This is a genomic window from Geomonas sp. (assembly GCF_056994735.1).
This window is the reverse complement of the sequence record NZ_JBXKJL010000245.1, coordinates 1-2,945: the sequence shown is the minus strand read 5'-3', so window position 1 is coordinate 2,945 and position 2,945 is coordinate 1. Positions and strand designations below refer to the sequence as shown.

Here is a 2,945-nt window from a genome sequence, read left to right as displayed (position 1 = left end):
TACAGCGGATTGCAAAAAGATCAGGCCATGTGATAGGCTAGCGGTATGAAAGCCTACACGCAAGAACTGAGAGAACGCATTGTGGCAGCAGTGGATCACGGCGTGCCACGGGAAGAAGTCGCCGAGGTGTTTGGGGTCGGCCTCTCGACGATCAAGCGCTACCTCAAACAACGAAGAGAGACAGGCAGTGTGGCTGCCAAACCGATCCCAGGACGGCCTCCCAAGAAGCTGGGACCTCTGCGAGAGGGCCTGAGCCAGCAACTCGTCACAGTCCCTGATGCCACTTTGGCGCAGCGGTGTCAGCTCTGGGAACAGAGCCATGGTCAGTGGGTGAGTGCTTCAACGATCTGTCGCGCGATCCAACAGTTGGGCTGGACGCGAAAAAAAAGACATTGGCAGCCACCGAAAGGAATGAAGCCGCTCGCCAGCAATGGCGAGAGCAGATGAAGCAGGTGGATGCCCGCCAGTTGGTGGTCGTGGATGAGTGCGGCTCCCACATGGGGTTGACTTCCTTGTATGGCTGGGCACCACGAGGAGAGCGAGCCCATGGTAGCATTCCGCGCAATCGCGGCAAGAATACCACCCTGATGGCGTCTCTCTCCCTCTCTGGGATCGGAGCAGCGATGATCATCGAGGGCTCGACCAATGCCAGTGCTTTTGAGGTTTACGTTGAGCAGATCCTAGCCCCTCGTTTGGAGCCAGGGCAGCTCGTGGTGCTGGACAACTTGAGTGCGCACAAGAGTCAGCGAGTGCAGGCGCTCATTGAAGCGCGCGGATGCCACCTGCTGTTTTTACCTTCCTACTCGCCGGACCTCTCGCCCATTGAAGAGGCGTTTTCCAAGCTGAAAGCTTTTTTACGCCGTGTAGGAGCCCGCACCCGTGAGGAGTTATTGGAGGCGCTCTCTCAGGCCTTGGAAACGATTACTCCTCAAGATGCACTGGGTTGGTTTACTCATTGCGGCTATTTTCCTGCTGCTCAGTAGCTACGATGAAGTGGATCAATCTTTCTGCAAGCCGCTGTAGTGCTGCGTTCCTCATTGGCGATAAAATATCAGGTGGAAGTGTTCAGAGGAGGAAGGAGGCAAGAGATGCCCAAACACGTGAAAGCGCGAGCGGCACAGGATGAAGAAGAAGCACGTATGATACGGAAACTGGCGAACAGCTCTCATGCGCCGGCCGATTGGAAATGGCATGCCCACATGGTGCTGTTGAGCTGGGCAGGCAAGACACCTAACGAGATAGCCGCCCAGCTCGCCTGCCATCCACAAACGGTGCGTATTCATCTGGCGCGCTTCAATGCCGAGGGGATTACTGGGCTGGGCATGCGAGCCGGATCAGGGCACAAGCCGAGGTTAACCGAACAGGAGCGCAGTCGGATCCTCGCCCTGGTCAAGCAAGCACCGCCAGGACACCTGGAGACGCAAGCCGATGGGACCATGCTGGCCCGGGACGAGGAGGGCTCAGCCCAGTGGACCCTTAATGCGCTGGCCCAAGCCGCCAAAGAAGCGGGGATCCAAGTCAAACGCAGCCAGATCCGCCGCATCTACCTGCGGGAAGGAGTGCACTGGCGTCATACCCATAGCTGGGGGGACAGTTCCGATCCAGACTTCGTCTCAAAAGAACGACGGTCGTCTGCCACTACCCCGAGCCGCCCGAGGGGTCGACGACCGTTTGCACCGACGAACTCGGGCCAGTCATACCGCGCACCTTTCCTCCAGCGCCCGGCTGGTCTGCTACGGGCCACCGCATTAAAGCGCCGCTGGATTACAGTCGCGGCCCTGAGAAAACCTGGGTGTATGGAGCGCTGCGCGTGCGCGATGGCAAGGAGCTGACCCGATGCGCCGCCTCGCGCAACTCGAGGAACTACATTGAGTTGCTCAAGGACATCGAAGCCGACAATGCGACGGGCGACCTCTTCATCATCACCGACAACCTCTCCAGCCATAACAGTACCCAAACCTGCGCCTGGTTGGCAGAGCATCCCCGGCTCCATCAGGTCTTCATTCCGACAGGGGCGTGCTGGCTCAACCTACAGGAGGGCTGGTGGCGCCTCTTTCGTCGCGATGCGCTGGCGGGACAGAGCTTTGCCAACCCTGATGAGATTGAGCAAGCCACGCGCATCGCGACCGCTCAACTCAACCGGAGAGCCAAGCCCTGGATCTGGGGCCGACCGCCCAAGGATCATCGCCACTATCGCCGCCTCTTTTGTTATCGCCTTTAAGGAACGCAGCACTAGGACTACAGTTGTAATCTAGGATAGAATGAAAAGGAGAAGAAAACAAAAGAGAAGAAGGAAACCTGCTAATGGCTTCACCACAGTTTGAATCCCCCTCAGCCACATCGGTGGCAGAGATCTGGACAGAGGCGTTCGAGCAGATGTGTCAGCGGATGGCCCCCTGTTTTGTGCAGGTGCAGACCAGGCAGCGAGCGCAGGCGTATGTGCGAGGGTTACTCAGTCCGCTGGCACGCAAAAATAGCTGGCAATTGGCCGAAGAGGCGGGAGAAACGACCCCGTATGCGATGCAATACCTCTTGGATCGAGCCGTGTGGGACAGCGAGCAGCTGCGCGATGTGCTGTGCAGGTATGTGCAGGAGATGCTTGGGGAGAGCAATGCCGTGCTGGTCATCGATGAAACGGGGTTGCTGAAGAAAGGGACCAAGTCGGTGGGAGTGCAACGCCAGTACAGCGGAACGGCAGGGCGCATCGAGAATTGTCAACTCGGGGTCTTTCTCACCTATGCCAGCCAGGCAGGTCATACGTTGCTGGACCGCGCTTTGTACCTCCCCAAGAGCTGGACCCAGGATCCAGACCGCTGTCGAGAAGCGCATGTGCCACCCCAGGTCAGCTTTGCCACGAAACCGGAACTGGCCGCCCGCATGCTCACGCGAACGTTGGACGCCGGTCTCAAAGCGGCCTGGGTGACAGGCGATACGGTCTATGGGAG

General features: G+C 58.6%; 4 protein-coding genes and 1 pseudogene. All 5 read left to right on the top strand.

Annotated elements, in window-relative coordinates:
* Nucleotides 1-45 precede the first annotated feature (45 nt).
* Nucleotides 46-447: a helix-turn-helix domain-containing protein gene (locus AC11W3_RS10845; protein ID WP_484093002.1), complete on the top strand. Its 402-nt coding sequence runs from the start codon at nucleotides 46-48 to the stop codon at nucleotides 445-447.
* Nucleotides 348-983 (top strand): IS630 family transposase, encoded by a 636-nt coding sequence (locus AC11W3_RS10840; protein ID WP_484093004.1) that lies wholly within the window; start codon nucleotides 348-350, stop codon nucleotides 981-983. Before AC11W3_RS10845 ends, AC11W3_RS10840 begins: the two co-directional genes overlap by 100 nt.
* A gap of 105 nt (nucleotides 984-1,088) precedes the next feature.
* Nucleotides 1,089-1,532, top strand: a pseudogene (locus tag AC11W3_RS10835) (helix-turn-helix domain-containing protein); the annotation flags it as partial.
* A gap of 50 nt (nucleotides 1,533-1,582) precedes the next feature.
* Nucleotides 1,583-2,221: an IS630 family transposase gene (locus tag AC11W3_RS10830; RefSeq protein WP_484093003.1), complete on the top strand. Its 639-nt coding sequence runs from the start codon at nucleotides 1,583-1,585 to the stop codon at nucleotides 2,219-2,221.
* 83 nt (nucleotides 2,222-2,304) lie between these two features.
* A partial coding sequence (locus AC11W3_RS10825) for an IS701 family transposase (protein ID WP_484093001.1) occupies nucleotides 2,305-2,945 on the top strand: 641 nt, incomplete at its 3' end.